The organism is Rathayibacter sp. AY1H2 (genome assembly GCF_002931985.1).
GTDB lineage: Bacteria > Actinomycetota > Actinomycetes > Actinomycetales > Microbacteriaceae > Rathayibacter.
This window is the reverse complement of the sequence record NZ_PSUV01000002.1, coordinates 60,526-85,307: the sequence shown is the minus strand read 5'-3', so window position 1 is coordinate 85,307 and position 24,782 is coordinate 60,526. Positions and strand designations below refer to the sequence as shown.

Here is a 24,782-nt window from a genome sequence, read left to right as displayed (position 1 = left end):
CAGTACTCGGTGCTGTGCCTCTCCTCCGCCATGGGCATCTACGCCATGGCGTTCGTCTTCTTCGCGATCGACCTCGCCCGCCGCGCCTCCCTGGCCGACGGCGAGTCGATCGAGGTCGTACAGGAGGCGGAGCGCGTCGCCTCCGCGGCCGCCGCCGACCGCGCGGCCAGCGGCAAGGCCACCGTCGCCGCCGCAGGCTCCGGACGCACCGCGACGCTCTCCCGCATCGGCAGCCGCGTCGAGGACGAGGTCTACCGCGCCCCCGCCCGCTCGAAGACCATGCGCATCGGGTTCTCGCTCACGCTCCTCGGCTTCGTGCTCCACCTCGGCGCGACCGTCCTCCGCGGCGTCGCCGCCGGCCGCGTCCCCTGGGCGAACATGTACGAGTTCTCGATGACCGGGACGCTCATCATCATCGGCGTCTTCCTCGCCGTCCAGCTGCGCTGGGACCTCCGCTTCCTCGGAGCGTTCATCACCGGCCTCGTCCTGGTGCTCCTCGGCATCGCGACCGTCAACTACTACGTCGCCGTCGTCCCGCTCCCGCCGGCACTCCAGTCCTACTGGCTGGTCATCCACGTGCTCGTCGCGATCCTCGGCACCGCGTTCTTCGCCCTCGGCTTCGCGCTCTCGGTCACCCAGCTCCTCCAGGCCCGCCGCGAATCCTCCGGCGACAGCCCCCGCTCGGTCCTCCGCTTCCTGCGCACCCTGCCCAGCTCCCTCACCCTCGAGAACCTCGCCTACCGCGTCACGATCCTCGGCTTCATCCTCTGGACCTTCACGCTCATCGCCGGCGCCGTCTGGGCCGAGAAGGCCTGGGGCCGCTACTGGGGCTGGGACACCAAGGAGGTCTGGACCTTCATCATCTGGACCATCTACGCCGGCTACATCCACGCCCGCGCCACCCGCGGCTGGCGCGGCACCCCCTCCGCCTGGCTCGCCATCGTCGGCTTCGCCGCCGTCATGTTCAACTTCGGCGTCGTCAACGTGTTCTTCAAGGGACTCCATGCCTACTCCGGCCTCGACACCGGCATGTAATCGGGTCGGCGGGGCCTGGTGGGGCCCCTCGCGGCGTTGTCGGCGACGAACGTAGCGCCGCTACGCCCGACGCCTCCGCCTTGCGATCGACCCCACCACGCCCCGCCGACCGCCCACCAGGACGCGCACTGGGGACGGCTCCGCTTCGCGTTCGCCGCGGGGGAGTGCTCCGCTTCGCGGTCGCGGTGGTGGGTGGACTCCGCTTCGCGGTCGGGTCAGCGTGGGCTCCGCGGTCGCCGAGGTGGGTGGGCTCCGCTTCGCGATCGCCGTGGGGGTGCGGTCGCCGTGGGGGAGCGGTCGCCGTGGGGGAGCGCTCCGCTGCGCGGTCGGGTTCTGGGGAGCTGCGCTTCGCGGGAGGGCGGGGGGACGGCGGTCGACGGGACATGCTGATCGAGTAGTGAGCAGCGCGAGTATCGAGATCCCCTGACACGAACGCTCGGAGCGAGCCTGTCGAGTTCCCGCGTACGGAAGCGCCGGGTCGGTGCGTGCTGATCGAGGAACGGGCGTGTCGGGGCCGGGGGCACGGACGGGCTTCGGGTGGCCCCGCGCGGGTCAGACGGCGGTGACGACGTCGATGAGGTGGGGGGCGAAAGGGGCGTCGAGGGCGAGGACGACGCGGGTGCGGGCGTCGGAGGGATGGACGCCGCGGTAAATGCCGCGGAGGTCGGCGACGGTCTGGCCGCGGCCGGGGCCGTGGGTGGCGTCGACAGTGACGTGGACGCGCGGGGCGGAGGTGAGGGCGACGGCGTCGACGGCGATCGCGGCGGCCATGGGGTCGTGCATGGCAGCGGTGCGCTCACCGAAGTGGCCGACGTAGAAGTCGAAGTAGAAGTCGAGCGCCTGCCCGATGGCCTGCGCGAGGGGATCGGGCGACGCGAGCAGGACGGCGCGGTCCTCCTCCGTCAGCAGGTGCCGCATGGTCACGTCCAGGGGCACGAGCGTCAGATCCCAGTCGGCCGCGACGACCTCGGCGGCGGCCGCAGGGTCGTGCCAGATGTTGGCCTCCGCCACGGCGGTCACGTTGCCGGGGACCAGCGCGGCTCCGCCCATCACGGTCACCGAGTGGACGAGGGACGCGATCTCCGGGTGCGCGCGGAGGGCGAGCGCGAGATTCGTCAGCGGGCCGATCGCGACCAGCCGCAGCTCGCCCTCGTGCTCGCGGGCGAGACGGAGGAGGAGGTCGGCCGGATCCTCGTCGACCGGCGCGCCGCCCTCGGGCAGCGCGACCCCGCCGATGCCGTCGTCGCCGTGCACGTGCGGAGATCCGCCGGCGTAGTCCTCCTCGAGGAAGTGGTGCGCCCCCACGGCGACCGGCACGTCGTCGCGGCCGGCCAGCGCCAGCAGGCCGAGGCTGTTGACCGCGGCCCGGCGGGCGTCGGTGTTGCCGCTGACCGTGCTGATCCCGACGAGGCGGGCCCGGGGCGAGCGGAGGAGGTACGCCAGAGCGAGCGAGTCGTCGATGCCGGTGTCGCAGTCGAGGAAGACGGGGACGGTCGATGCGCTCACGGGGCTCCGATGCTCGAGGGTGGGGGACGCGTCGGGCACCGGCGGCCGACGCTCCCATTCTGCCGCCCCTCCGACACGGCGCCCGCCGCCGACGATCAGAGCAGCGCGTAGGAGTCGCGGAGCCGCGCCCGCCACCAGGCGAGCCGCTCCGGTGACACGGCGTGACGGGAGAGGAGCTCCTCCGAGACCTCCACGCGGCCGACGGGGATCCCGCCGTCCACCGGCCGCAGCGGCCGCTCCGTGACGTCCGCGGCGAGGAGGGACGCGGTGCCGAGTCCGCAGTCGAAGGGCAGCTCGGGGAGCGCCGCGGCCAGGGCGGCGCCCATGGCGAGTCCGACCGAGCTGTCGATCGCGCTCGAGACCACCGCCGGCAGCCCCGCCTCGGCGACGAGGGCCAGCGCCCGGCGCGTCCCCCCGAGCGGCTGGGCCTTCACGACCAGCAGGTCCGCGGCTCCGGCCCGGGCGACGGCGAGTGGATCGGCGGCCTTGCGGACGCTCTCGTCGGCGGCGATCGGGATGCCCATGTACTTCACCCGGTAGCGCAGCTCCGCCAGCTCGTCGACGCTCGCGCACGGCTGCTCGACGTACTCGAGGTCGGACTCCGCGAGGGCGTGGACGGCGTGCTCGGCCTCGTCGAGGTTCCAGCCGCCGTTCGCGTCCACGCGGATCCGGCCCTCCGGACCGAGCAGGCGGCGGACCTCGACGACCCGGGCCACGTCGTCGGCCAGCGTCTGGCCGCGCTCGGCGACCTTCACCTTCGCCGTGCGGCAGCCGTGGTAGCTCGCGAGCACGGCGGCGACCTCGTGCGGTGCGACGGCCGGGATGGTCGCGTTCACCGGGATGCGGTCGCGCAGCGGTGCCGGCTGCTCGCTCCAGCCGTAGTCGATCGCCGCCCGGAGCCACGCCGCCGACTCCTCCGCGCCGTACTCGAGGAAGGGCGAGAACTCGGTCCAGCCCTCGGGGCCGCGCACGAGCGCGATCTCGCGGTTGTCGACGCCGCGGAAGCGGGTGCGGAGCGGCAGAGCGACGACGCGGAGTCCCGCGTCGATCTCGCCGAGGGAGGGGAGCGGGGAGGCGGGCACGACGTCGTCCATCCGGCCATTGTCCACCGGCCGGGGCCACGCGGTGGCCACCCGGGCGCAGGAGGTCGGCGACGCGCGCGCAAGCCCCCGGGGTCCCTCCTCCGAGCGACCGCCGAGGTGCCAGACTGACGAGGCTGCCGTTGGAGTCCGGAGGAGTGCGATGAGCCAGATGCCGATGAGCCCGCCGCCCGCGCCCGCCCCGGGCCCGACGCAGGGCTCCGTCCCCTCCCACCGCCCGCTCGGCAGGGGCGCCTGGATCGCGCTGGGCACGAGCCTCCTCGTGGGCGTCGTCTACACCGGCGTGCTCGGCACGCTCGTCGCCGTCGGAGTGGGCGGCGCGCTCGACTCCGCCGCCGGCAGCGCGTCGACGAGCGCTCCGTCCGAGCCGTTCGGCGACCCGACGGACGACCCGTTCGGCAGCGGGGACCCGTCCGATCCGCTCTACGACTACCCCGGCTACCAGGACGGCGACGCCGCGACGATCCTCGGCCAGCCGTCCGCGGAGGACGTGCGCGCGAGTGCCGAGAAGGCCGTCGCGGCCGTCGAGGGCGCCGTCCCCGAGGAGTGGACCTCGGCCGACGACGAGTACTACGAGCAGTCGCAGAACGCCTACGGCGGGCCCTCCCTCCTCTACGACTACATCTCGGCGACCGAGTACGCCGCCGCCGACGTCTCGACCGACGCCGACAGGCATGCGGCGGTCGACCGCTTCACCGCAGCGCTCTCGCCCCTCGGCTTCGACGACGTCGAGGTGGCCGACACCCCCGAGGAGTGGTCGGAGGCGGGCTACGAGCTCGACGGCGACCTCTCGGACGAGGAGGCCTCGGCCGCGCTCTGGATCGTCACCGCGCGCTCCTCCGCCGACCTCGTGCCCGCTATCGAGCTGGGCCTCGTCGACCTCGACGCCGATCCGACCGGCCTGGTCGCCGACATGCTCGACGGAGTCGGCCTCTCGCCGGACCCGCAGGGCGCGTTCCTGGCGGGGTACGCGAACGGGGTCCTGCAGGACGAGGACCGCGGCGAGTTCACCGACCGCCTCGAGGAGTACGGCGGAGTCGCCACGACCTGACCGGGCGCTACAAGCAAGCCCGTCCGCCCGCAAGCCCGAATCGGCGCACCGCCCGCGCCCTACGGTGAGGGGATGGCTGCACCCCGCTCGACCAGGCCCCTGCGCGACTACGCCGCGATCGGAGACGGTCGCACGGTCGCCCTGATCGCGAAGGACGGCGGCGTCGACTGGATGCCCGTCCCGGACCTCGGCTCCACCCCCGCCTTCGCCGCCCTGATCGACGCCGAGTCCGGCGGCTGCGTCGAGCTCGCCCCCGAGGAGCCCGCCGAGGTCTCGCGCGCCTACATCCGCGACACGAACGTCCTCGAGACCACCTTCACCACCGAGTCGGGCACCGTCCGCGTGACGGACGCGCTCGTCACCGGGATCGCGGGCCGCCTCCCGTGGGCCGAGCTCGCGCGCCGCGTGGACGGTGTCGACGGCGAGGTGCGGATGCGCTGGGCCGTGCGTCCCGGAACGGGACTCGGCCGGTTCTCCCCGTGGATCCAGAACGCCGACGGCCGCTCGCTCATCCGCGCCGGAGACATCACCATCGGCGTCACCGGGCAGGAGCACGGGCCCGACGGCGACGACGCGCCCTCCGGCGCCGGCGACGAGCTGACGGGCTCCTTCGTCGTGACCGCGGGGAAGGACGCCGTGCGGCACGTCCTGGTCGTGTCGGCCACGCACGACGAGCCGCTGCACTTCCCGGTCGCGAAGAACGTCGACCGCGGCATCGACCGCACCATCCGCAGCTGGCAGGACTGGTCGGAGGAGTTCTCCTACGACGGCCCGTGGTCCGAGGCCGTCCAGCGCAGCGCCCTCGCGCTCAAGCTGCTGATCTACTCGCCCACAGGAGCCATCGCCGCGGCCGCGACCACGTCGCTCCCGGAGTCGCCCAACGGCGGCAAGAACTGGGACTACCGCTTCGCCTGGGTGCGCGACGCCGCGTACACGATGCACGCGCTGGTGCGCTTCGGCCTGCGCGAGGAGACGCACGCCGCGCTGTCCTGGCTCCTCCGCACGATCAAGGAGCACGGGCCGGACCTGCACATCTTCTACGGACTCGACGGCTCCATGCCGACCGTCCTGGAGGAGTTCGACGTCCCGGGCTACGCCGGCATCGGCCCGGTCGTCGCCGGCAACGCAGCGCAGAGCCAGCTGCAGCTGGGCGTCTTCGGCGACCTCTTCGACATCTGCCGCATCTACGTCGACGAGGGCAACGTCCTCGACATCCAGACCGGTCGGCTCCTCGCCCGCGTCGCCGACACCACCTGCGACCTGTGGCGGAACCGCGATGCAGGAATGTGGGAGCTGGAGGAGGAGCAGCACTACACCTCCTCGAAGATGGGCTGCTGGCAGGCGCTCGACGCGGCCGTGCACCTGGCGGAGCTCGGCCAGGTCGCGGGCAGCCCCGACCGATGGCGCTTCGAGCGCGACCGCATCCGGGAGTGGATCGAGGAGCACTGCTGGTCCGAGGAGCTCGGCTCCTACGTGATGTACCCGGGCAGCGAGGAGCTGGACGCCTCGGTGCTCCTGCACGCGCCCAGCGGCTACGAGCGCGGCGAGCGGATGATCTCCACCATCGACGCCCTGGTGAAGGAGCTCGGCCGCGGCGCGCTGCTGTTCCGCTACTCCGGCATGGAGGGCGAGGAGCACCCGTTCGTGGCCTGCTCGTTCTGGCTCGCGTCCGCCCTGGCCTGCGTCGGTCGGCACGACGAGTCGGTCGCCCTGATGGACGAGCTCGTCGCCACGGTCCCGAACGACGTCGGGATCATGTCCGAGATGATCGCGGTCGACGACCTGGCCTTCTGGGGCAACCTGCCACAGGGGCTCAGCCACCTCGCGCTGATCAACGCGGCCATCACCATCGAGGAGCTGGCGCCGGAGAAGGTCGGCCGCGCGTAACCCCGCCGACGGCGTCCGCGCAACCCGTTGAGGGCCGGCTCCGAGGGGCGTAGACCGGTACCACCCCCTCGCACCGCACCCACAAGGAGCACCTCAGCATGGATCTCGGGATCACCGGCCGCACCGCCCTCGTCACCGGAGGCGACTCCGGCATCGGCCTGGCCACGGCGCAGCTCCTCCTCGCCGAGGGCGCGACCGTCGTGATCACCGACAAGGACCAGGCGGAGCTGGACCGGGCGGCGGCCGGGCTCGACGCTCCGGAGGGCCGCCTGCACGCCTTCGCCGCCGACGTCACCAGCACGGAGCAGCTCGTCGAGCTGCATCGCCGCGTGGCCGGAGCGGTCGGCGCGATCGACATCCTCGTGCAGTGCGCCGGAGTCACAGGGGCGCAGGGCCTCTTCCACGAGATCGACGACGAGGGCTGGACCAGCACCCTTGAGGTCGACCTGCTCGGTCCCGTGCGGCTCGTGCGCGAGTTCCTGCCCGACCTCCGCACCGGAGGCTGGGGCCGGCTCGTGCTCACCGCCTCCGAGGACGCCGTGCAGCCCTACGACGACGAACTGCCCTACTGCGCCGCGAAGGCGGGCGTTCTCGCCTTCGCCAAGGGCCTCTCGCGCTCCTACGCGCAGGAGGGCCTGCTCGTGAACACGGTCTCGCCCGCGTTCATCCGCACTCCGATGACCGACGCGATGATGTCCAAGCGCGCCGAGCAGAGGGGCACCTCGGTCGACGAGGCGATCTCGTCCTTCCTCGACGAGGAGCGGCCGTACATGGAGCTGAAGCGCCGGGGCGAGGCCGAGGAGGTCGCAGCCGTGATCGCCTTCCTCTGCTCCGACCGCGCCTCGTTCGTGAACGGCTCGAACTACCGCGTCGACTCCGGATCCGTCGCCACGATCTGATCCCTGCAACCACGGGCCCCGCCCAGCGCGCGCACCCCGCGCGTGCGGGCGCCGTCCAGCCGAAGAAGCCAGACTCGGGGCGGGACACCGCACCCGGCACTGCAAGAGAAAGGAACGGTCCATGACCACCACCCTCGAACGCCACGTCGAAGCCCCCGCGGGCTCCGGTGCCAAGACCAGCCGCCGCCAGAACGCCGAGAAGGGCTTCAAGGCCTCCAAGGAGCTGCTCGACAGCCTCCAGATCGTCCTCGTCGACCTGATCGAGCTCCACGTCCAGGGCAAGCAGGCCCACTGGAACGTCGTGGGCAAGAACTTCCGCGACCTCCACCTCCAGCTCGACGAGATCATCGAGGCCGCGCGCGAGTTCAGCGACGACATCGCCGAGCGCATGCGCGCCCTCCACGGGATCCCGGACGGCCGCAGCGACACCGTCGCCGCGACCACCACCCTCCCCGAGTACCCGCACGGCGAGATCGACACGGCCGAGACCGTCGACCTGGTCACGATCCGCCTCGAGAACACCGCCGCCACCATGCGCGAGGTCCACGACCAGGTGGACGAGGAGGACCCGACCAGCGCGGATCTCCTCCACGCGATCATCCAGAGCCTCGAGCAGTACGCCTGGATGGTGTCGGCCGAGAACCGCACCACCTCCGCCGCCAAGTAGGGGCGAGCACCGGCAAGGGGACTCCGCGTCAGCGGGGTCCCCTTCCGTCTGCCCGAGCGGTGTCGAGTCGCCGTGCAGTCCGGATCAGTAGGGTCGTGACATGAGCACGCAGGTCTCCGAACTGTTCGACGCGCACCGCTGGGCGGCCGTCGACGGCTTCGACGCACTCGAGGACATCACCTACCACCACGACCGCTCCGGCCGCATCGCGCGGGTCGCGTTCGACCGGCCCGAGGTCCGCAACGCGTTCCGGCCGCGCACGGTCGACGAGCTGTTCCGCGCCCTCGAGGACGCCCGGACGAACCCGCGCATCGGCGTCGTCATCCTCACCGGCAACGGCCCGAGCCCGCGCGACGGAGGCTGGGCGTTCTGCTCGGGAGGAGACCAGCGGATCCGCGGCCGCGACGGCTACCGGTACTCCGACGGCGAGACCGCCGAGGGCATCGACTCCGCGCGGAACGGCCGCCTGCACATCCTCGAGGTGCAGCGCCTCATCCGCTTCATGCCGAAGGTCGTCATCGCGGCCGTCCCCGGCTGGGCCGCGGGAGGCGGGCACTCGCTGCACGTGGTCTGCGACCTCACCCTCGCCTCCGCCGAGCACGGGCGATTCAAGCAGACGGACGCCGACGTCGGCTCCTTCGACGCGGGCTACGGCTCGGCGTACTTCGCCCGCCAGATCGGGCAGAAGGCCGCGCGCGAGGTGTTCTTCCTCGCGCGGGAGTACTCCGCGCAGCGCGCCTACGAGATGGGCGCCGTGAACGCGGTCGTCCCGCACGCCGAGCTCGAGACGACCGCGGTGGAGTGGGCCGAGACGATCCTCACCAAGTCGCCCACGGCCATCCGGATGCTGAAGTACGCGTTCAACGCCGTGGACGACGGCCTCGTGGGCCAGCAGCTCTTCGCGGGCGAGACCACGCGCCTCGCCTACGGCACCGACGAGGCCGTCGAGGGACGAGACTCCTTCCTCGAGAAGCGCGAGCCCGACTGGTCGCCGTTCCCGTGGCAGTTCTGAGCCGGAGGGCACGCAGGTGACCCGCCCGCTCGCCGGTGTCGACGCGACGGTCGAGGCCGTCCTCCTCGCTCTTCGCGCGGCCCTGGACGGCAGCGGCCCGGCGATCCGCGTCTCCGCCCCCGGCGCTGCGACCGCCTCCGAGGATGCCGTCGTGCCGCAGCGCGTCGCCGCCGTCGTCGAGACCTCGGGGTCGTCGGGGCCGCCCAAGCGGGTCGCGCTCTCGACAGCGGCCCTGCTCACCAGCGCCTCCACGACCCTCGCCGAGCTCGGCGGGCCGGGACGCTGGCTGCTCTGCCTGCCGACGCACTACGTCGCGGGACTGCAGGTGCTCGTCCGCTCGCTGGCCGCGGAGGCCGACCCGGTCGTCCTCCCGGCCGGCGGCTTCGACGCGGCGGCCTTCCTCGCTCTCGCTCGGACGATGCCGGCGGGGGAGCGGCGGTACTCCTCGCTGGTCCCCGTGCAGCTCGCGCGGCTGCTGGACCTCGCCGAGCGCGATCCGGCCGCGGCCGAGGCGCTCCGCTCGTTCGACGCGCTCCTGATCGGCGGCCAGGCGACGCCGCAGCCGCTGCGGGACCGCGCCGCCGCCCTCGGTGCGCGCATCCGCCTGACCTACGGATCGAGCGAGACGTCCGGCGGCTGCGTCTACGACGGCGTCCCGCTCCACGACGTGCGGATGCGCGTCGAGAACGGGCAGGTGCTGCTCGGCGGCCCGACCCTCGCGGAGGGCTACCTCGACGCCGACGGCGCGATCGACCACGAGCGCAGCGCCTCCGCCTTCCTCGAGCTCGACGGGGAGCGCTGGTACCGCACGGGCGACGCGGGGTCGATCGTCGACGGGCGCCTCCGGGTGACCGGTCGGCTCGACCGCGTGATCGTGTCGGGCGGGGAGAAGGTGTCGCTCGACGCCGTCGAGGCCGTGCTCCGCGAGGGGCCCGTCCCCGACGCGGTCGTCGTGCGGCGGGCGGACGAGCAGTGGGGCGAGGTCCCGGTCGTCGTCACGGCGGAGGAGGCTCCCGCGCTCACCGACCTGCGCACCCTGATCGCCGACCGCCTCGGGCGCGCCGCCGCTCCTGCGGTCGTGCTGCCCGTCGGCCGCATCCCCCTCCTCGCCTCCGGGAAGCCCGACCGCCGCGCCCTCGAGGTGCTCGCCGAGCAGGGCTGACCGGCTCCGAGCGTCGACGGGCCGGTGGGTAGGATTCCCTCCGTGTCGAGTACGAGTCGCAAGAAGAAGTCCTCCAGCGGCCGCCCCGGGGGCAGCCCGCGAACGATCGTCGTGAAGCCCGCCGGTCCCCGCGAGTGGATCGCCGGCGCCCGCCTCCGCACCCTCCCGCTGGCCGTCGCCCCCGTGCTCATCGGCACCGGAGCGACCCAGGTCGTCGACGAGGGCTGGCACTGGGTGCGCGCCCTGCTCTGCCTGGCCGTCTCGCTCGCCCTGCAGATCGCCGTCAACTACGCCAACGACTACTCCGACGGCGTGCGCGGCACCGACGCCAACCGCGTCGGACCCTCGCGGCTGACCGGCTCCGGAGCGGCGAAGCCCCGCCAGGTGCTCACCGTCGCCCTGGTCTTCTTCGGGATCGCGGCCGTCGCCGGCCTCGTGCTCACCGCCCTCTCAGGGCAGTGGTGGTTCCTGATCGTCGGCGCGGCGGCGATCGCGGCCGGCTGGTTCTACACCGGCGGACGCCGCCCCTACGGCTACCTCGGGCTCGGCGAGCTCTTCGTCTTCGTGTTCTTCGGCCTGGTCGCCACCGTCGGCACCACGTTCGTGCAGATCGGCCGCACCAACCAGGAGTCGTGGCTCGGCGCCGTGGCGGCGGGCCTGTTCGCCTGCGCCGTGCTCATGGTCAACAACATCCGCGACATCCCGACCGACCGCCTCTCGGGCAAGCGGACCCTCGCGGTCCTCGCGGGACCGGCCGTGTCCCGCGCGATCTACACGGGCTTCGTACTGATCCCGTTCGGCATCGCGGTGATCCTCGCGCTGTTCTACCCGCTGGCATGGCTGACGCTCTTCGTGCTTCTGATGATCCTGCCGGCCATCCTGATCACCCTGACGGCGAAGACGGCGAAGGAGCTCATCCTGGCGCTGCAGTTGACCAGCCTGGGCGGGCTCGCCTACGCGGTCATCCTCGGGGCGGCGCTGGCGTTCTAGAGCGGCGGCTCGCACCAGGCGGGCTCGGGTGGGCCGGATTCGGGTGAGATCGGCTGTTGCGGGCCGGGCCTGGTGCGAGCGGGGTCAGCGCGTCAGAGGGGAGGCCTCGCCGGCGGGAGCGCCCGGCTCAGCGGTCGTCGCGGGTCGCGTCGACCGCGGCGTCCTCGACGTCGTCGTCGGTCGGGGCGCGCGGGACGTCCTTGCGGCGCTCGTAGATCGCCTCCGCGATGCGCTCGCGGGGCTTCCTCAGCAGGATGTAGGAGAGGGACAGGCTCGCGATCGCGGCGACGAAGCCCGCGGTGACCGCTGCCGTCAGCTCCGAGTCGACGAAGGTGCGCGCCGGCAGGTACACCAGCACGAAGACGCCGGCGAACATCGCCAGGCGCAGGAGCGAGTAGACGACGACCGCGCGGCTCAGTTTCACCGGGACAGTGTACGTCGGCCCCTGCACGCGCTTCCGTGAGCACCGTGGGAGCCTCCTGTCCAGCGTCCGTGCGGACCCTCCCCGACGGGGGTGCCGGACGTAGACTCGTGTCCATGATCCGCCTCGTCATCGGCCTGCTCGTGGCCCTCGCCGTCTTCACGGTCTACACCGTGATCGACGTCGCGATGAGCAACCGTCACGCCGTGCGGGCGATCCCGAAGTGGTCCTGGATCCTGGTGGTGCTGATCCTCCCGGTCATCGGTGCGGGACTGTGGTTCTGGATCGGCCGTCCCCGCAAGCAGCGCGCCGCCGGCCGCCGCTACACCGCTCCGGACGACGACCCCGACTTCCTCGGCACCCTCCGCACCGAGCGCGACCCCGAGGAGGAGCGCCTGCAGGCAGAGCGCATCGCCCAGCTCGAGCGCGACCTCGCCGAGATGGACGAGCAGGGCGAGGCCGACGGCCCCGGCCGCCGGGATGCCTGAGCACCGGCCGGTCGCCCCCTCCACCCGATTCGCGGTCGACCTCCTCACCCGCTTCGTCGCGCTCGGCGTCCGCGACGTCGTCGTCGCTCCGGGCTCCCGCTCGCAGGCGCTCGCCCTGGTGGCGGCCGAGCTCGAGACCCGCGGCGACATCCGGCTGCACGTGCGGATCGACGAGCGCTCCGCGGGGTTCCTGGCGCTGGGCCTCGCCCTCGAATCCCGGATGCCGGCGCTCGTGATCACGACCTCCGGCACGGCGACCGCGAACCTGCACCCGGCCGTGCTCGAGGCGGACGCCTCGGACGTGCCGATGATCGTGCTGACCGCCGACCGGCCCGACGAGCTGCGCGGCATCCGCTCGAACCAGACGGCCGAGCAGCGCGAGCTGTACGGGCGTGCCGTGCGGCTGTTCGAGGACGTCGCTGCTCCGGACGACGGCTCCCGGCCCGAGGACGCGCGGGCGCTCGCCGATCGTGCCGTCACCGCGGCGCGACGCGGGCCGGTCCACCTGAACCTCTCCTTCCGCGACCCGCTCTCCTCCGCTCTGCCCGACATGGAGCGGATCGGACCGGTCTCGTCGCCCGCTGTCGGATCCGGGATCCCGCGTGCCGTCGTGACCGCCGGTCCCGGTGAGCCGCTCACGGTCGTCATCGCCGGGGACAAGGCGGGCGCCGCGGCCGAGGAGATCGCTCGCGCCGGCGACTGGCCGCTGCTGGCCGAGGTCTCCTCCGGCGCCCGCTTCGGACCGCAGCTCGTCGTCGCCTGGCGGCGCCTGCTCGGCGAGCCCGACTTCGGCGGACGCATCCGCCGGGCGATCGTGCTCGGACACCCGACGCTCTCCCGCGAGGTCCCCGAGCTGCTGCGGCGCGAGGACGTCGAGGTGATCGTCGTGGACGCCGTGCGCGAGCAGTTCTACAACCCCGGCCGGCGTGCCCGCCGCGTCGGAGGCGTCGACGTGGTCCGGCCCGTGGGGTCGCCGCGTCCTGAGCGCGGCGAGCGCGCCTGGGCCGGATCCTGGGTGTCCGCGAGCCGCGCCCTGACGGTCGACCCCGACGAGCTGGACGAGGTGCCCGACGCGGGGTCGATGTCGGTCGAGGACCGCCGCGGCTACGCGCGCAACGCCCTCGCCGCGATCAGGGCACCGCTCACCCGCGACTTCGTCGTCGCCGCGGTCTGGAAGGTCACCTGGCCGCACGACCGGCTGCTGTTCGGAGCGTCGCGGCTGATCCGCGTCGCCGACGGGACCCTGCCGGGCAAGCGGATATCCGTCCTGGCGAACCGCGGCCTCGCCGGCATCGACGGCACGATCTCGACGGCTCTCGGGATCGCGGTGGCTTCGCAGGCGACCGAGCAGGGAGCCGGCGGAGTCACCCGCGCGGTCCTCGGCGATCTCACTCTGCTCCACGAGGCCGGCGGCCTCCTCCTCCCGCCCGGAGAGCGACGCCCGCGCGTGCAGCTCGTCGTCGTGAACGACGGGGGCGGCACGATCTTCGACGGACTCGAGGTCGCATCGAGCTCGCATCCCGATGCGTTCGACCGCGTGCAGTTCACCCCGCAGAACGCCGATCTGGAGGCTCTCGCGCGCGCCTACGGGTGGGGCCACCGTCGTGCGGCGACGCGCGGCGAGCTGGAGCAGGCGCTGACCTCGCCGGGCGACGGGCCGGGCATCGTGGAGATCCGGCTCGAGCGCTGAGTCCGCACGGGTCCGGTCGGTCGGTCCTCCACAGGTCGTCGTCGGACGCTGTTCTCCCGGGGACGCCTCGTTCGAGCTCCGCAGCTCGTCTGCTGCTGCTTCGCTGGAGGCATGGCTGATGCGGAGACCGTGCGAGGAGAGGTCCTCGCCCTCGGCGACCGGGCGTCGGCGCTCGCGAGGAGCGCCTCCCCGGTGCTCCTGACCGCGGCGGAGGCGCTGCACGCGGGACACCGCGCGGCGCTGACCTGTCCCGACGCGTTCGCCCGAGGCTCCTCGACGGACAGCAAGGATGCGACGGACCTCGTCGAACGGTCGATCCGAGCGGAGTTCGCCGTCGCCCTCGGGGTCTCCGAGCGCACCGCCGCCAGGGAGCTGCTGCACGCCTCGCTCCTGATGGAGGAGCTGCCGCGGACCCGCTCCGCGCTCGCCGACGCCAGTATGCGCTGGGAGGCCGGCCAGCTCGTCTGCTCCGTCGCGGCGACCCTCCCGGCAGCGGCGCGCGCGGCCTACGACGACCGGGCCGTCGACCTCGCGGAGACGCTGACTCCGGGGCAGCTGCGCCACGCCCTCGCGCGGGTGCGGGAGGAGCTGCACGACGAGCCCCTCGCCGAGCGGCACGCTCGCGCCCGCGAGGACCGCCGGGTGTGGATGACAGCCGGGATCGACGGCATGGCGACGGTCTGCGCGCACGTCCCCGCGCCCGAGGCCGTCGGAGCGCTCGCCCGGCTCGACCGCATCGCGAGGGATCTGCGGGACGGCGCCGAAGGGGACCGCGATCTGCGGACGCTGGCGCAGCTCCGGGCCGACGCGTGGGCCGACCTGCTCTGCCACGGGGACGTGGCGGGGACCACTCCGGAGGGAGCCGCGGCGCCCTCGATCGGGCTGCGGGCCGAGGTGAGAGTCACCGTGGCGGCGAGCACCGCCGCGGGTGACGACGAGGCGGCCGCCGAGCTCGACGGCTACGGGCCGATCCCCGCCGAGGCGGTGCGAGCGCTCATCGACGACGCCGCCGCCTTCACTCCCGTGCTGACCGACGAGGAGACCGGCGCGGTCGTCTCCGTCGGGCGCCGCCACCGCCTCCCGCCGCCGAGGATGAGGCTGCTGGTCCGCCTCCGCGACCAGACCTGCCGCTTCCCGGGCTGCACCCGGCCGGCGTCCTCGACGGAGACCGACCACAGCGTCGAATGGCGGAACGGGGGAGAGACGACTCCCGACAACCTCGCCTCCCTGTGCGTCGCCCACCACCACGTGCGCCACGGCGACCGGTGGACGTATCTGCTCCATCCGGACGGCACAGCGGACTGGACCACACCGACCGGCCGCCGCGTGACGACCCGGCCGCCGGCGCTGCCCGGGCGACCGCCGGTGGGCGCAGGACGACGGCCGGGTGCTCCCCGGCTCGACGGGGACCCGGCGGGGTAGGCGCCGGGTAGCCGACGGCTTCAACGACTCCCGACGTGCGTCAGGCCAGCGCGTCGGTGATCGGGCGGAACTTCATGCGGGTCTCGGCGAGCTCGGACTCGGGAACGCTGTCGGCCACGATGCCGGCGCCCGCCCAGGCCGTGACCGCGCCCTCGGCCGTGACCTCGGCGCTGCGGAGTCCGACAGCCCACTCGCCGTCGCCGTTGCCGTCGATCCAGCCGACGGGTCCTGCGTACCGACCGCGGTCGAAGGGCTCCAGGTGCTCGATGAGCGCAAGGGCGTCGGCGGTCGGAGTGCCGGCCACTGCCGCGGTCGGGTGAAGAGCATCGACGAGATCGAGCGCGCTGGAGGAGTCGCCCAGAGTTCCTCGCACGTCCGTCGCGAGGTGCCAGAGATTCGGCAGGCGGAGCGTGAACGGGGCGGCGCCCGCCGTCAGCTCCCGTGTGTGGGGCTCGAGTTCCCGGACCAGACTGGCGAGAGCGAAAGCGTGCTCCGAGCGGTCCTTCGGACTCTCGAGCAGAGCGGCCTCCACGTCCGCGTCGGCGAGGGGATCCTCGCCTCGTGCGGCCGTGCCGGCCAACACCCTCGCCGAGATCTCGCCCCGATCGACCGCGACCAGCGTCTCCGGACTGGCGCCGAGGAATCCGTCCACGGCGAAGCCCCAGCAGTCCGGGTACCGCTCGGTGAGCGCAGCCAGCATCCGGCGCAGGTCCGCCCCCGGCGGGAGCCGTCCCTTCAGATCGCGCGCGATCACGACCTTGGACAGCTCACCCGCCCGGATCGTCTCCACCGCGGCAGCGACCGCCGCGCGGTACCCGTCCGGCGGCAGCGCACCGGGCGAGAGCGGCACGTGGTACTCCGCCCCCAGCGGCTCCTCGCTCGGCGTATACGGTCTCTCCGCCTCGCCGATCGTGATCCGCGTCAGCCATGACCGGCCGTCGCGCGTCCCGATCACGGTGCGCGGCACGATCAGCACGCTCGTCGCCTCGGATCGGCTCGAGAAAGCGAAGGTCCCGAACGCGACCAGCCCCGTCCCGGGCAGTCCGACCCGGTCCTCCACCGTCGCCGCGTCGCAGAGCCGACGCCAGGCCGCCGCCGCATCCCGCAGCCGTTCCGGGCCCGAGAACTCGAGGCGCAGGGCCTCGCCGCGTCCGCTGATGCCGGCGCCGTCGCGCTGCCAGAGGAGGGGCCGCCTCGGGTCGGAGTGGGAGAGGAGCGACTGCGGAGAGTCGAGTGGAGTCGTCTCCGCACGCAGCAGGGGGGTTCCAGCGCCGATGAGCGTCACCTCAGCAGGGTACGCCCGCGCCAGAGGATGGGACGTCCCATGCCGCGGGGCTCGGGGCGGAGGGCTCCGTTGCTACCGTGATCCGGTCCGGGGCCGCCGCGCGAGGCGGAGCGGGGCGGTCCCGGCGCTTCCCCAGGGGGGAGCGCGCCGACCGGCGCGGGACGGCGGATGCACAGCCGCCGTCCCGCGTCTCGCCGTAGACTTGCGGATCGTGACGAAGGCAGACCTCACCAAACGGCCCGACGAGGTCGCCTCGATGTTCGACACCGTGGCTCCCGCTTACGACCTGGTGAACGGACTCCTCTCGGTGGGGAACGACCGGCTCTGGCGGATCGCGACCACTCGCGCCGTCAACCCTGCTCCCGGTGAGCGCATCCTCGACATCGCGGCCGGCACCGGAACGTCGAGCGCGTCGCTGGCGCGGTCGGGCGCCCAGGTCGTCGCAGCCGACTTCTCCCCGGGGATGATCGCCGTCGGCCGTCGCCGTCAGGCGGGCAACGACCGGATCGAGTTCGTCCAGGCCGACGCGATGGACCTCCCGTTCGAGGACGAGTCGTTCGACGCCGTGACCATCTCGTTCGGTCTGCGCAACGTGGCCGAGCCGAGGACGGCGCTCGCCGAGTTCCTGCGTGTGCTGAAGCCCGGCGGCCGGGTCGTGATCTGCGAGTTCTCGACTCCGCCGATCGCTCCGCTGGCCGCCGCGTACGACTTCTACCTGTCGACGGTCATGCCCGCCGTCGTGCGCCTCGCGTCGTCGAACAATCCTGCGTACGACTATCTCGGCGATTCCATCCGGGCCTGGCCGGAGCAGAGCGTCGTCGCCGCCTGGCTCCGCGCGGCGGGCTTCGAGCGCGTGGCCTACCGCGATCTGACCGCTGGCATCGTGGCGCTGCACCGCGGCGTCAAGCCGATCGCGGCGACCCGATGACGACCGGGGTCCGCACAGGCCGAGACGTTAGGGTTTCCCTGTGAACGCCACTGCGCCCGTCGCCCGTCGCAGCCCGTCTCTGACGGCGCAGCTCGGCCTCTCCGAGCGCATCTTCTCCTCCTCGTCGGACCGGGCTCTCGCCCGCGCGATCGACGCGGGTCTGGAGCAGGTCGAGGAGGGTCTCGTCCGGCAGCTGTCCTTCGCGGACGCTGTGGCCGATGTCTCCACCCGGTACCTCCTCGAGGCGGGCGGCAAGCGTGTGCGCCCGATGCTCACCCTCCTGGCCGCGTCGCTGGGCCGCGGCAACACGCCGCAGGTCCTGCTCGGTGCGCAGGCGATCGAGATCACGCATCTCGCATCGCTCTACCACGACGACGTCATGGACGAGGCGGAGAAGCGCCGCGGCGTCCCGTCGGCGCAGACCGTGTGGGGCAACAACGTGGCCATCCTGACGGGCGATCTGCTCTTCGCCCGCGCGAACCAGCTGATGGTCGAGCTCGGAGACAAGGCGATCCGGCTCCAGGCCGACACGTTCGAGCGGCTCGTCCTCGGGCAGCTGCACGAGACGGTCGGCCCGACCGACGGCGAGGACCCGGTCGAGCACTACCTGTCCGTCCTGGCCGACAAGACCGGGTCCCTGATCGCCGCGGCGGGCCGCACGGGAGTCGCGTTCTCGGAGGCTCCGGAGGAGTACGAGGAGGCCATGCGCGTCTTCGGCGAGAAGATCGGCGTCGCCTTCCAGATCGTCGACGACGTCATCGACCTCTCTCCCCAGCCGGAGGAGACCGGCAAGAACCCCGGCACGGACATCCGCGCCGGCGTGTCGACGCTGCCGATCCTGCGCCTGCGCGAGCGCGCCTCCTCCGATAGGGACGCCGCGGCTCTCCTCGCCCGCATCGAGAGCTATGTGAGCCGCTCGAACGACGCCATCGCGCACACGGAGGAGCAGAGCGCCGACATCTCGGACGCCATCGCTCAGCTGCGCGATCACGACGTCACCGCGCAGACCCTCGCCGAGGCCCACCGGTGGGCCGACGAGGCCGTCGCCGCCCTCGCTCCGCTGCCCGACGGCTCCGTCCGCAAGGCGCTGACGCGCTTCGCCGACACCGTCGTCGAGCGCAACGGCTGACCCCGATCGTCGCGGCGCGCCCTGCGCCGCAGGAGAGAGACCGGTTGTGCGCTGCGGCGCCCCGGCAGGAGGAACGCAATGACCAAGCTCAGGCTGGCCATCGTCGGCGCGGGTCCCGCGGGCATCTACGCCGCCGACCTCATGATCAAGGCCGAGAAGAAGTACGACGTCTCGATCGATCTGTTCGAGCACCTGCCCGCGCCCTACGGCCTGGTCCGCTACGGCGTCGCGCCCGATCACCCGCGCATCAAGGGGATCATCACCGCGCTGCGGGAGGTGCTCGACCGGGGCGACATCCGCATCTTCGGCAACGTGCACTTCGGGACCGACATCACGCTCGAGGATCTCAAGCGGCACTACCACGCCGTGATCTTCGCGACCGGCGCCGTTCGGGACGCTCCGCTCGACGTCCCGGGTGTCGAGCTCGAGGGCTCCTACGGTGCGGCCGACTTCGTCAGCTGGTTCGACGGCCACCCCGACGTGTCGCGCACCTGGCCGCTGGAGGCGTCCTCCGTCGCCGTCATCGGCAACGGCAACGTGGCGCTCGACGTCTCGCGGATGCTGGCGAAGCACGCCGAGGACCTCCTGCCCACCGAGGTCCCGCCGAACGTCTACGAGGGGCTGAAGGCTTCTCCCGTCACCGACGTGCACGTCTTCGGGCGCCGCGGACCCGCTCAGGTGAAGTTCACGCCGCTGGAGCTGCGCGAGCTGGGCGAGCTGCGCGACGTCGACATGATCGTCGCCGACGAGGACTTCGACCTCGATCCCGCTTCGGAGGCCGCCATCGCGACCAACAAGCAGGTCATGGTCATCAACCGGGTGCTCAACCAGTGGCGCACCCGTGAGGTCGGGAGCGCCTCGCGTCGTCTCCACCTGCACTTCTGGGCGAAGCCGCTCGAGTTCGTGGACGACGGATCCGGTCGGGTCGGCGCGATCCGGTACGAGCGCACCGAGCCGGACGGCGAGGGCGGAGTGCGCGGCACGGGTGAGATCCGCGAGGTCCCGGTCCAGGCCGTGTACCGCGCGGTCGGCTACTTCGGCTCGCCGCTCGACGGCCTCCCGTTCGACGAGATGCGCGGCGTGATCCCGAACCGCGAGGGCCAGGTCCTGGACGACGAGGACCAGCAGGTCCACGGCGTGTACGCGACCGGCTGGATCAAGCGCGGACCGGTGGGCCTCATCGGGCACACCAAGTCCGACGCCATGGAGACCGTCGCGCACGTGCTCAACGACCAGGCGTCCTGGTGGACGCCCGAGCACCCCGAGGAGGCGGCCGTGGTCGCCCTGCTCGAGGAGCGGGAGATCGCCTACACGGATCTCGACGGCTGGCACCGGCTGGACGAGCACGAGATGGCGCTCGGCGAGCCCGAGGGCCGTGCGCGCGTGAAGGTCGTTCCTCGCGAGGACATGATCGCGATCTCGCGGGCGGAGCCGGTCGCGCTCTGACGCGTGCTCTCCGAACGGCCCTCCGGTGCACTCCGGGGGGCCGTTCGTCGTTCCGGCGCGGACGCCGCGCACCTCCTCTAGGATTCGGGCACCGCTCTGGACGGAGACAGCATGACCACGGCCTCGCCCCACGACGTCATCCGGGTGCGCGGTGCGCGCCAGAACAACCTCCGGGGGATCGACGTCGACATCCCGAAGCGGAGGATCACCGTGTTCACCGGGGTCTCGGGCTCCGGCAAGTCGTCGCTCGTCTTCGGCACCATCGCGGCCGAGTCCCAGCGCCTCATCAACGAGACCTACTCCGCCTTCGTGCAGCAGTTCATGGGGTCGCCGGCCCGCCCGGACGTGGAGTCGCTCGACGGACTGTCGGCCACGATCGTCGTCGACCAGGAGCGGATGGGGTCGAACGGCCGGTCCACGGTCGGCACGGCGACCGACGCGTACACGATGCTGCGGATCCTCTTCAGCGGGATCGGCGATCCGCACGCGGGCACGAGCGGTGCGTTCTCCTTCAACCTGCCGGAGGGGATGTGCCCGCGGTGCGAGGGGACGGGCCGGGTGTCGAGCATCGACCTCGACGCGCTGATCGACCGCTCGAAGTCGCTCGAGGGCGGCGCTCTCGACGCGATCCCCAACTTCGTCGTCGGCGGCTGGTACTGGAAGGGCCTCGCCGAGTCGGGCCTCTATCCGGCCGATGTGCCGATCGCCGACTTCACGCCCGAGCAGATGGACGCGTTCCTCCACCGTCCGGCCACGAAGATGGCCATCGCCGGGATGACGATGACCTACGAGGGCCTCCTGGTGAAGGTCACCCGCCTCTACCTGGCGAAGGAGGCGGCGCAGCCGCACATCCGCGCCTTCGCCGAGCGGGTGGCCACCTTCGCCGCCTGTCCCGAGTGCGGAGGCGGCCGGCTCACCCGCGCGGCACTGGAGTCGCGCATCGGGGGCCGGAACATCGCCGAGTGCGCCGCGCTGCAGGCGACCGACCTCGCCGCGTGGCTCCGCGGGCTGCAGGCGCCGTCCGTCGCTCCTATCGTCGAGACCCTCCTCGGGACGCTCGACGCCCTCGTCCAGGTCGGGCTGGGCTACCTGTCGCTCGATCGGGAGTCGGGCACCCTCTCGGGCGGTGAGGCGCAGCGGGTCAAGATGGTGCGGCATCTGGGATCGAGCCTCACGGACGTCACGTACGTCTTCGACGAGCCGACGGCGGGTCTGCATCCGCACGACGTCTCGCGGATGATCGAGCTGCTGCGCCGCCTGCGGGACAAGGGCAACACCGTCCTGGTGGTCGAGCACAAGCCGGAGATCATCGAGATCGCCGATCACGTGGTCGACCTCGGTCCGAGGGCCGGTGCGCACGGCGGCGAGCTGCGGTTCGAGGGGACGGTGGCGCAGCTGCGCACGTCCGACACCCTGACGGGCCGTCATCTCGGTCACCGCGTCCCGCTGAAGGAGGCCGTGCGCCGTCCGACCGGGGCGGTGGAGATCCGCGGGGCCTCCACGCACAACCTCCGCGGCGTCGACGTGGACGTCCCGCTGGGCGTGCTGACCGTCGTCACCGGAGTCGCCGGCTCGGGCAAGTCGTCGCTCCTGCACGGCTCGCTCGCGGGTCGGCCGGGCGTGGTGGTGGCCGACCAGTCGCCGATCCGCGGCTCGCGGCGCAGCAATCCGGCGACCTACACCGGGGTCCTCGACGCGATCCGGGCGGCCTTCGCGAAGGCGAACGATGTGAGACCGGCGCTCTTCAGCGCGAACTCGGCAGGCGCCTGCCCCGTCTGCAAGGGGGCCGGGATGATCTTCACCGAGCTGGGCCCCGCCGCGACGGTCTCGTCGGTCTGCGAGGAGTGCGACGGCAAGCGGTTCACCGCTGAGGTGCTCGAGTACCGCCTCCGCGGGAGGAACATCCACGAGGTGCTCTCGATGCCGATCGTCGACGCCGCGGAGTTCTTCGCGAGCGGACCGGCGCACACGGTGCTCGCCCGTCTCGTCGACGTCGGTCTCGGCTACCTCACGCTCGGACAGCCGTTGAACACGCTGTCCGGGGGCGAGCGCCAGCGCCTCAAGCTCGCGATCAACATGGCCTCGTCCGGATCCGTCTACCTGCTCGACGAGCCGACCACGGGCCTGCACCTCGCGGACGTCGACACACTGCTCGGACTGCTCGACCGGCTGGTCGACTCCGGGAACTCGGTCGTGGTGATCGAGCACCACCGCGCCCTGATGGCGCACGCGGACTGGATCATCGACGTGGGGCCCGGAGCCGGGCACGACGGAGGGACGATCGTCTTCGAGGGGACTCCGGCCGGGCTCGCGGCGGCGGACACGCTGACCGGACGCGCCCTCGCCGAGTACGCGCGCTGAGGCGCACGGAGCCGCGACGTCCGCGGGTCAGCGCGAGAACGGGCCGGACAGGGCCGCCCACTGCAGGAGCATGATCGTCTTCGCGTCGACGATCTGCACGCCGATCTGGGTCAGCGCCTCGTCGAACGAGAGCTCGAGGACCTCGATGTCCTCGCCCTCGTCGGCGAGTCCCGCGAACGCTCCGCTGCGGGTCCCCGCGCGGTAGCGCCCGGCGTAGAAGTGCAGCTTCTCGGTGACCGAGCCGGGGCTCATGAACGCGTCGAACACGTGCTCGAGCCGGCCGACCTCGAGTCCGGTCTCCTCGGACGCCTCGCGGCGGGCGCCCTCCTCGGGCCCGTCCTCGTCCAGGAGACCGGCGGGCACTTCGAGGAGCATCCCGTCGAGGTCGCCGTTCACGTACGCGGGGTAGCGGAACTGCCGGATCAGGACGACGGTGCGCGCGTCGGCGTCGTAGAGCAGGACCGCCGCGCCGTTCCCCCGGTCGTAGGTCTCGCGCTGCTCGCTCGTCCAGCTGCCGTCGCGGTGCCGGTAGTCGAAGCGGGTGGTGCGGAGGACGTACCAGTCGCTCGAGAGGAGGGTGACCTCCTTCACGACCACGTCGGGGTTCCCGACGAGGTCGAGCCCGTCCCTGTCGAGTCCGGTGCGGCCCCGCCGGTCGGGCTCGTCGATTCCGGCGGTCACGCGCGTGCTCCCGTGTGCGTCATTCCTCAGCGGAAGTTGACGAACTGGAGGTCGAGCTCGAGGTCGGCCCCGCGCAGGAGCGCCATGGTCGCCTGGAGGTCGTCGCGGCTCTTCGAGGAGACGCGGAGCTCGTCGCCCTGGATCTGCGACTTGACCGACTTCGGCGCCTCGTCGCGGATGAGCTTGTTGATCTTCTTCGCGTGCTCCTGGTCGATGCCCTCCTTGAGGGTGGCCTCGATCCGGTACTCCTTGCCGGACGCGAAGGGCTCGCCCGCGTCGAGGCTCTTGAGGCTGATGCCGCGCTTGATCAGCTTCGACTGGAAGACGTCGAGGATGGCGTTCGCCCGCTCCTCGGTGTTGGCCTTGATCAGGATCTTCTCGCCGCTCCAGGCGATCGAGGCGCCGACGTTCTTGAAGTCGTAGCGCTGCTCGACCTCCTTGTGGGCCTGGTTCAGGGCGTTGTCCGCCTCCATCTTGTCGATCTTGCTGACGACGTCGAACGTTGAATCTGCCATGGCTCCGAGTTTAGCTTTCAGGCGTGGCGGAGCCCGGCCCCAGGCGCGGCTGGTACCTCTGAGGGGTGCGCCGCCTCCCCGTTCTCGTCCTCGTCCCGCTCGCCGGCCTCCTCCTGGCCGGCTGCGGCCAGCGGCCGCCCGCGCTGACGCTTGAGGAGGGCCTGTCCACCGTGCCTCCCGCGGCGACCGCTCCCGTCGCGGCCGACCCCGTCGTGCTGGAGGATCCCGAGCAGGCCGCGGCGACGCCGGTGCGACTGCTCGCCGACGAGGCGTGGCTGGGCTCGGCGTCCGAGGGGAGCGGCATCCCGCTGCGTGCGCTCACCGCCTACGCGGGCACGGCCCTCCTCACGGCGTCGGTCGACCCCGACTGCCGGTTGGACTGGGCGACCCTGGCCGGCATCGGCTACGTCGAGAGCAGGCACGGCACGATCGACGGCGGCGAGCTGGGCGAGGACGGGCGGCCGACGGAGCCGATCTACGGTCCGCGCCTGGACGGAACGCGCTTCGACCGGGTCCCCGACAACGACGGCGGGGCTCTGGACGGCGACGCCGAGGTCGACCGGGCGATGGGTCCGCTGCAGATAATCCCCGCGACGTGGATGGCGTGGGCGTCGAGCGGATGGGATCCGCAGAACGTGGACCAGCAGGCGGTGACCGCCGCCCGGTACCTCTGCGACGCCGGCGGCGACCTCTCGACGGAGTCGGGATGGCGGGCGGCGATCGCGGCCTACAACCCGGCCGGGAGCTACGCGGGGAAGGTCGCGGAGGCGGCGTCCCGCTACGCGGCGGAGGCGGACTGAGGCCTCGCGGCACCGATTTCCGATCCGCCGGTCGCGTGGGTATCCTTGCTGAGCGCCTCCGGTTGTGAACACGCGGTCGGGTGCGCCACGGCGAGTTACCCTAGCGGCCAAAGGGATCTGACTGTAAATCAGACGGCGTAGCCTTCGGGGGTTCGAATCCCTCACTCGCCACCGAGCAGGAACACCCAGCAGACGCCCCGGCATCACGAGATGCGCGGGGCGTTCCGCATGTCGGGGGATCGCCGTTCCGGCGGAGTGCCTTTCCGGGGGAGCACCGGTCCGGCGGATCGCCGGGCCCGGCGTCTTC

22 protein-coding genes and 1 tRNA gene are annotated in these 24,782 nt (G+C 72.5%); 17 read left to right on the top strand and 6 right to left on the bottom strand.

The window, feature by feature from the left end; genetic code table 11:
- Positions 1-30 precede the first annotated feature (30 nt).
- Entirely contained in the window at positions 31-1,035 is a 1,005-nt protein-coding gene (gene ccsB, locus C5C29_RS02625) for a c-type cytochrome biogenesis protein CcsB (RefSeq protein WP_104224871.1), read from the top strand.
- A 552-nt stretch (positions 1,036-1,587) separates the two neighbouring features.
- On the opposite strand, the gene C5C29_RS02620 is transcribed toward ccsB, so the two are convergent.
- Both C5C29_RS02620 and C5C29_RS02615 read right to left on the bottom strand, forming a co-directional pair.
- On the bottom strand, positions 1,588-2,541 hold the full coding sequence (locus C5C29_RS02620) for a nucleoside hydrolase (RefSeq protein ID WP_104223592.1): 954 nt from the start codon (positions 2,539-2,541) through the stop codon (positions 1,588-1,590).
- Between the two features lie 95 nt (positions 2,542-2,636).
- A complete protein-coding gene (locus C5C29_RS02615) occupies positions 2,637-3,635 on the bottom strand; it encodes an o-succinylbenzoate synthase (protein ID WP_104307921.1) in 999 nt (332 codons plus the stop codon).
- Positions 3,636-3,783: 148 nt separating this feature from the next.
- Between C5C29_RS02615 and C5C29_RS16980 the strand changes: the two genes are divergently transcribed.
- From C5C29_RS16980 to C5C29_RS02580, 7 genes are all read left to right on the top strand, one after another.
- Positions 3,784-4,692 carry a hypothetical protein gene (locus tag C5C29_RS16980; RefSeq protein ID WP_181074938.1) on the top strand — a complete coding sequence of 303 codons (909 nt, stop codon included), beginning with the start codon at positions 3,784-3,786 and terminating at the stop codon, positions 4,690-4,692.
- Positions 4,693-4,764: 72 nt separating this feature from the next.
- Entirely contained in the window at positions 4,765-6,579 is a 1,815-nt protein-coding gene (locus tag C5C29_RS02605; RefSeq protein WP_104223594.1) for a glycoside hydrolase family 15 protein, read from the top strand.
- Positions 6,580-6,677: 98 nt separating this feature from the next.
- Positions 6,678-7,478 carry an SDR family NAD(P)-dependent oxidoreductase gene (locus C5C29_RS02600; RefSeq protein ID WP_104223595.1) on the top strand — a complete coding sequence of 267 codons (801 nt, stop codon included), beginning with the start codon at positions 6,678-6,680 and terminating at the stop codon, positions 7,476-7,478.
- Positions 7,479-7,599: 121 nt separating this feature from the next.
- A complete protein-coding gene (locus tag C5C29_RS02595) occupies positions 7,600-8,145 on the top strand; it encodes a Dps family protein (protein WP_104223596.1) in 546 nt (181 codons plus the stop codon).
- 100 nt (positions 8,146-8,245) lie between these two features.
- Positions 8,246-9,157 (top strand): 1,4-dihydroxy-2-naphthoyl-CoA synthase, encoded by a 912-nt coding sequence (locus tag C5C29_RS02590; RefSeq protein WP_068255374.1) that lies wholly within the window; start codon positions 8,246-8,248, stop codon positions 9,155-9,157.
- Between the two features lie 16 nt (positions 9,158-9,173).
- A complete protein-coding gene (locus C5C29_RS02585) occupies positions 9,174-10,319 on the top strand; it encodes an AMP-binding protein (RefSeq protein ID WP_104223597.1) in 1,146 nt (381 codons plus the stop codon).
- 42 nt (positions 10,320-10,361) lie between these two features.
- Positions 10,362-11,309 carry a 1,4-dihydroxy-2-naphthoate polyprenyltransferase gene (locus C5C29_RS02580; RefSeq protein ID WP_374953057.1) on the top strand — a complete coding sequence of 316 codons (948 nt, stop codon included), beginning with the start codon at positions 10,362-10,364 and terminating at the stop codon, positions 11,307-11,309.
- A 127-nt stretch (positions 11,310-11,436) separates the two neighbouring features.
- On the opposite strand, the gene C5C29_RS02575 is transcribed toward C5C29_RS02580, so the two are convergent.
- Positions 11,437-11,733 carry a DUF4229 domain-containing protein gene (locus C5C29_RS02575; protein WP_104239140.1) on the bottom strand — a complete coding sequence of 99 codons (297 nt, stop codon included), beginning with the start codon at positions 11,731-11,733 and terminating at the stop codon, positions 11,437-11,439.
- 113 nt (positions 11,734-11,846) lie between these two features.
- Here C5C29_RS02575 and C5C29_RS02570 point away from each other — a divergent pair, with 113 nt between their 5' ends.
- The 3 genes from C5C29_RS02570 to C5C29_RS02560 all read left to right on the top strand — a co-directional run bounded on the left by C5C29_RS02570 (position 11,847) and on the right by C5C29_RS02560 (position 15,330).
- Positions 11,847-12,218, top strand: a complete 372-nt coding sequence (locus tag C5C29_RS02570) for a PLD nuclease N-terminal domain-containing protein (protein WP_104223654.1) — start codon at positions 11,847-11,849, stop codon at positions 12,216-12,218.
- On the top strand, positions 12,211-13,908 hold the full coding sequence (gene menD / locus C5C29_RS02565; protein ID WP_104223600.1) for a 2-succinyl-5-enolpyruvyl-6-hydroxy-3-cyclohexene-1-carboxylic-acid synthase: 1,698 nt from the start codon (positions 12,211-12,213) through the stop codon (positions 13,906-13,908). Before C5C29_RS02570 ends, menD begins: the two co-directional genes overlap by 8 nt.
- A 111-nt stretch (positions 13,909-14,019) precedes the next feature.
- Positions 14,020-15,330 (top strand): HNH endonuclease signature motif containing protein, encoded by a 1,311-nt coding sequence (locus C5C29_RS02560; protein WP_104223601.1) that lies wholly within the window; start codon positions 14,020-14,022, stop codon positions 15,328-15,330.
- A 40-nt stretch (positions 15,331-15,370) separates the two neighbouring features.
- Here C5C29_RS02560 and C5C29_RS02555 read toward each other — a convergent pair whose 3' ends face one another.
- Entirely contained in the window at positions 15,371-16,615 is a 1,245-nt protein-coding gene (locus C5C29_RS02555; RefSeq protein WP_374953261.1) for an isochorismate synthase MenF, read from the bottom strand.
- Between the two features lie 211 nt (positions 16,616-16,826).
- Between C5C29_RS02555 and ubiE the strand changes: the two genes are divergently transcribed.
- The 4 genes from ubiE to C5C29_RS02535 all read left to right on the top strand — a co-directional run bounded on the left by ubiE (position 16,827) and on the right by C5C29_RS02535 (position 22,479).
- Positions 16,827-17,543: a bifunctional demethylmenaquinone methyltransferase/2-methoxy-6-polyprenyl-1,4-benzoquinol methylase UbiE gene (ubiE, locus tag C5C29_RS02550; RefSeq protein ID WP_104226060.1), complete on the top strand. Its 717-nt coding sequence runs from the start codon at positions 16,827-16,829 to the stop codon at positions 17,541-17,543.
- A 40-nt stretch (positions 17,544-17,583) separates the two neighbouring features.
- On the top strand, positions 17,584-18,672 hold the full coding sequence (locus C5C29_RS02545) for a polyprenyl synthetase family protein (protein ID WP_104223602.1): 1,089 nt from the start codon (positions 17,584-17,586) through the stop codon (positions 18,670-18,672).
- A 78-nt stretch (positions 18,673-18,750) separates the two neighbouring features.
- On the top strand, positions 18,751-20,118 hold the full coding sequence (locus tag C5C29_RS02540; protein WP_104223603.1) for an FAD-dependent oxidoreductase: 1,368 nt from the start codon (positions 18,751-18,753) through the stop codon (positions 20,116-20,118).
- Positions 20,119-20,229: 111 nt separating this feature from the next.
- Positions 20,230-22,479 carry an excinuclease ABC subunit UvrA gene (locus tag C5C29_RS02535; RefSeq protein ID WP_104223604.1) on the top strand — a complete coding sequence of 750 codons (2,250 nt, stop codon included), beginning with the start codon at positions 20,230-20,232 and terminating at the stop codon, positions 22,477-22,479.
- Between the two features lie 27 nt (positions 22,480-22,506).
- Here the strand turns inward: C5C29_RS02535 and C5C29_RS02530 are convergent, their stop codons facing one another.
- A complete protein-coding gene (locus tag C5C29_RS02530; RefSeq protein ID WP_104223605.1) occupies positions 22,507-23,160 on the bottom strand; it encodes an NUDIX domain-containing protein in 654 nt (217 codons plus the stop codon).
- Positions 23,161-23,186: 26 nt separating this feature from the next.
- Entirely contained in the window at positions 23,187-23,675 is a 489-nt protein-coding gene (locus C5C29_RS02525) for a YajQ family cyclic di-GMP-binding protein (RefSeq protein ID WP_104223606.1), read from the bottom strand.
- A gap of 65 nt (positions 23,676-23,740) precedes the next feature.
- On the opposite strand from C5C29_RS02525, the gene C5C29_RS02520 reads away from it, so the two are divergent.
- A complete protein-coding gene (locus tag C5C29_RS02520) occupies positions 23,741-24,475 on the top strand; it encodes a hypothetical protein (RefSeq protein ID WP_104223607.1) in 735 nt (244 codons plus the stop codon).
- A gap of 89 nt (positions 24,476-24,564) precedes the next feature.
- Positions 24,565-24,646 (top strand) — tRNA-Tyr (locus C5C29_RS02515).
- Positions 24,647-24,782 lie beyond the last annotated feature (136 nt).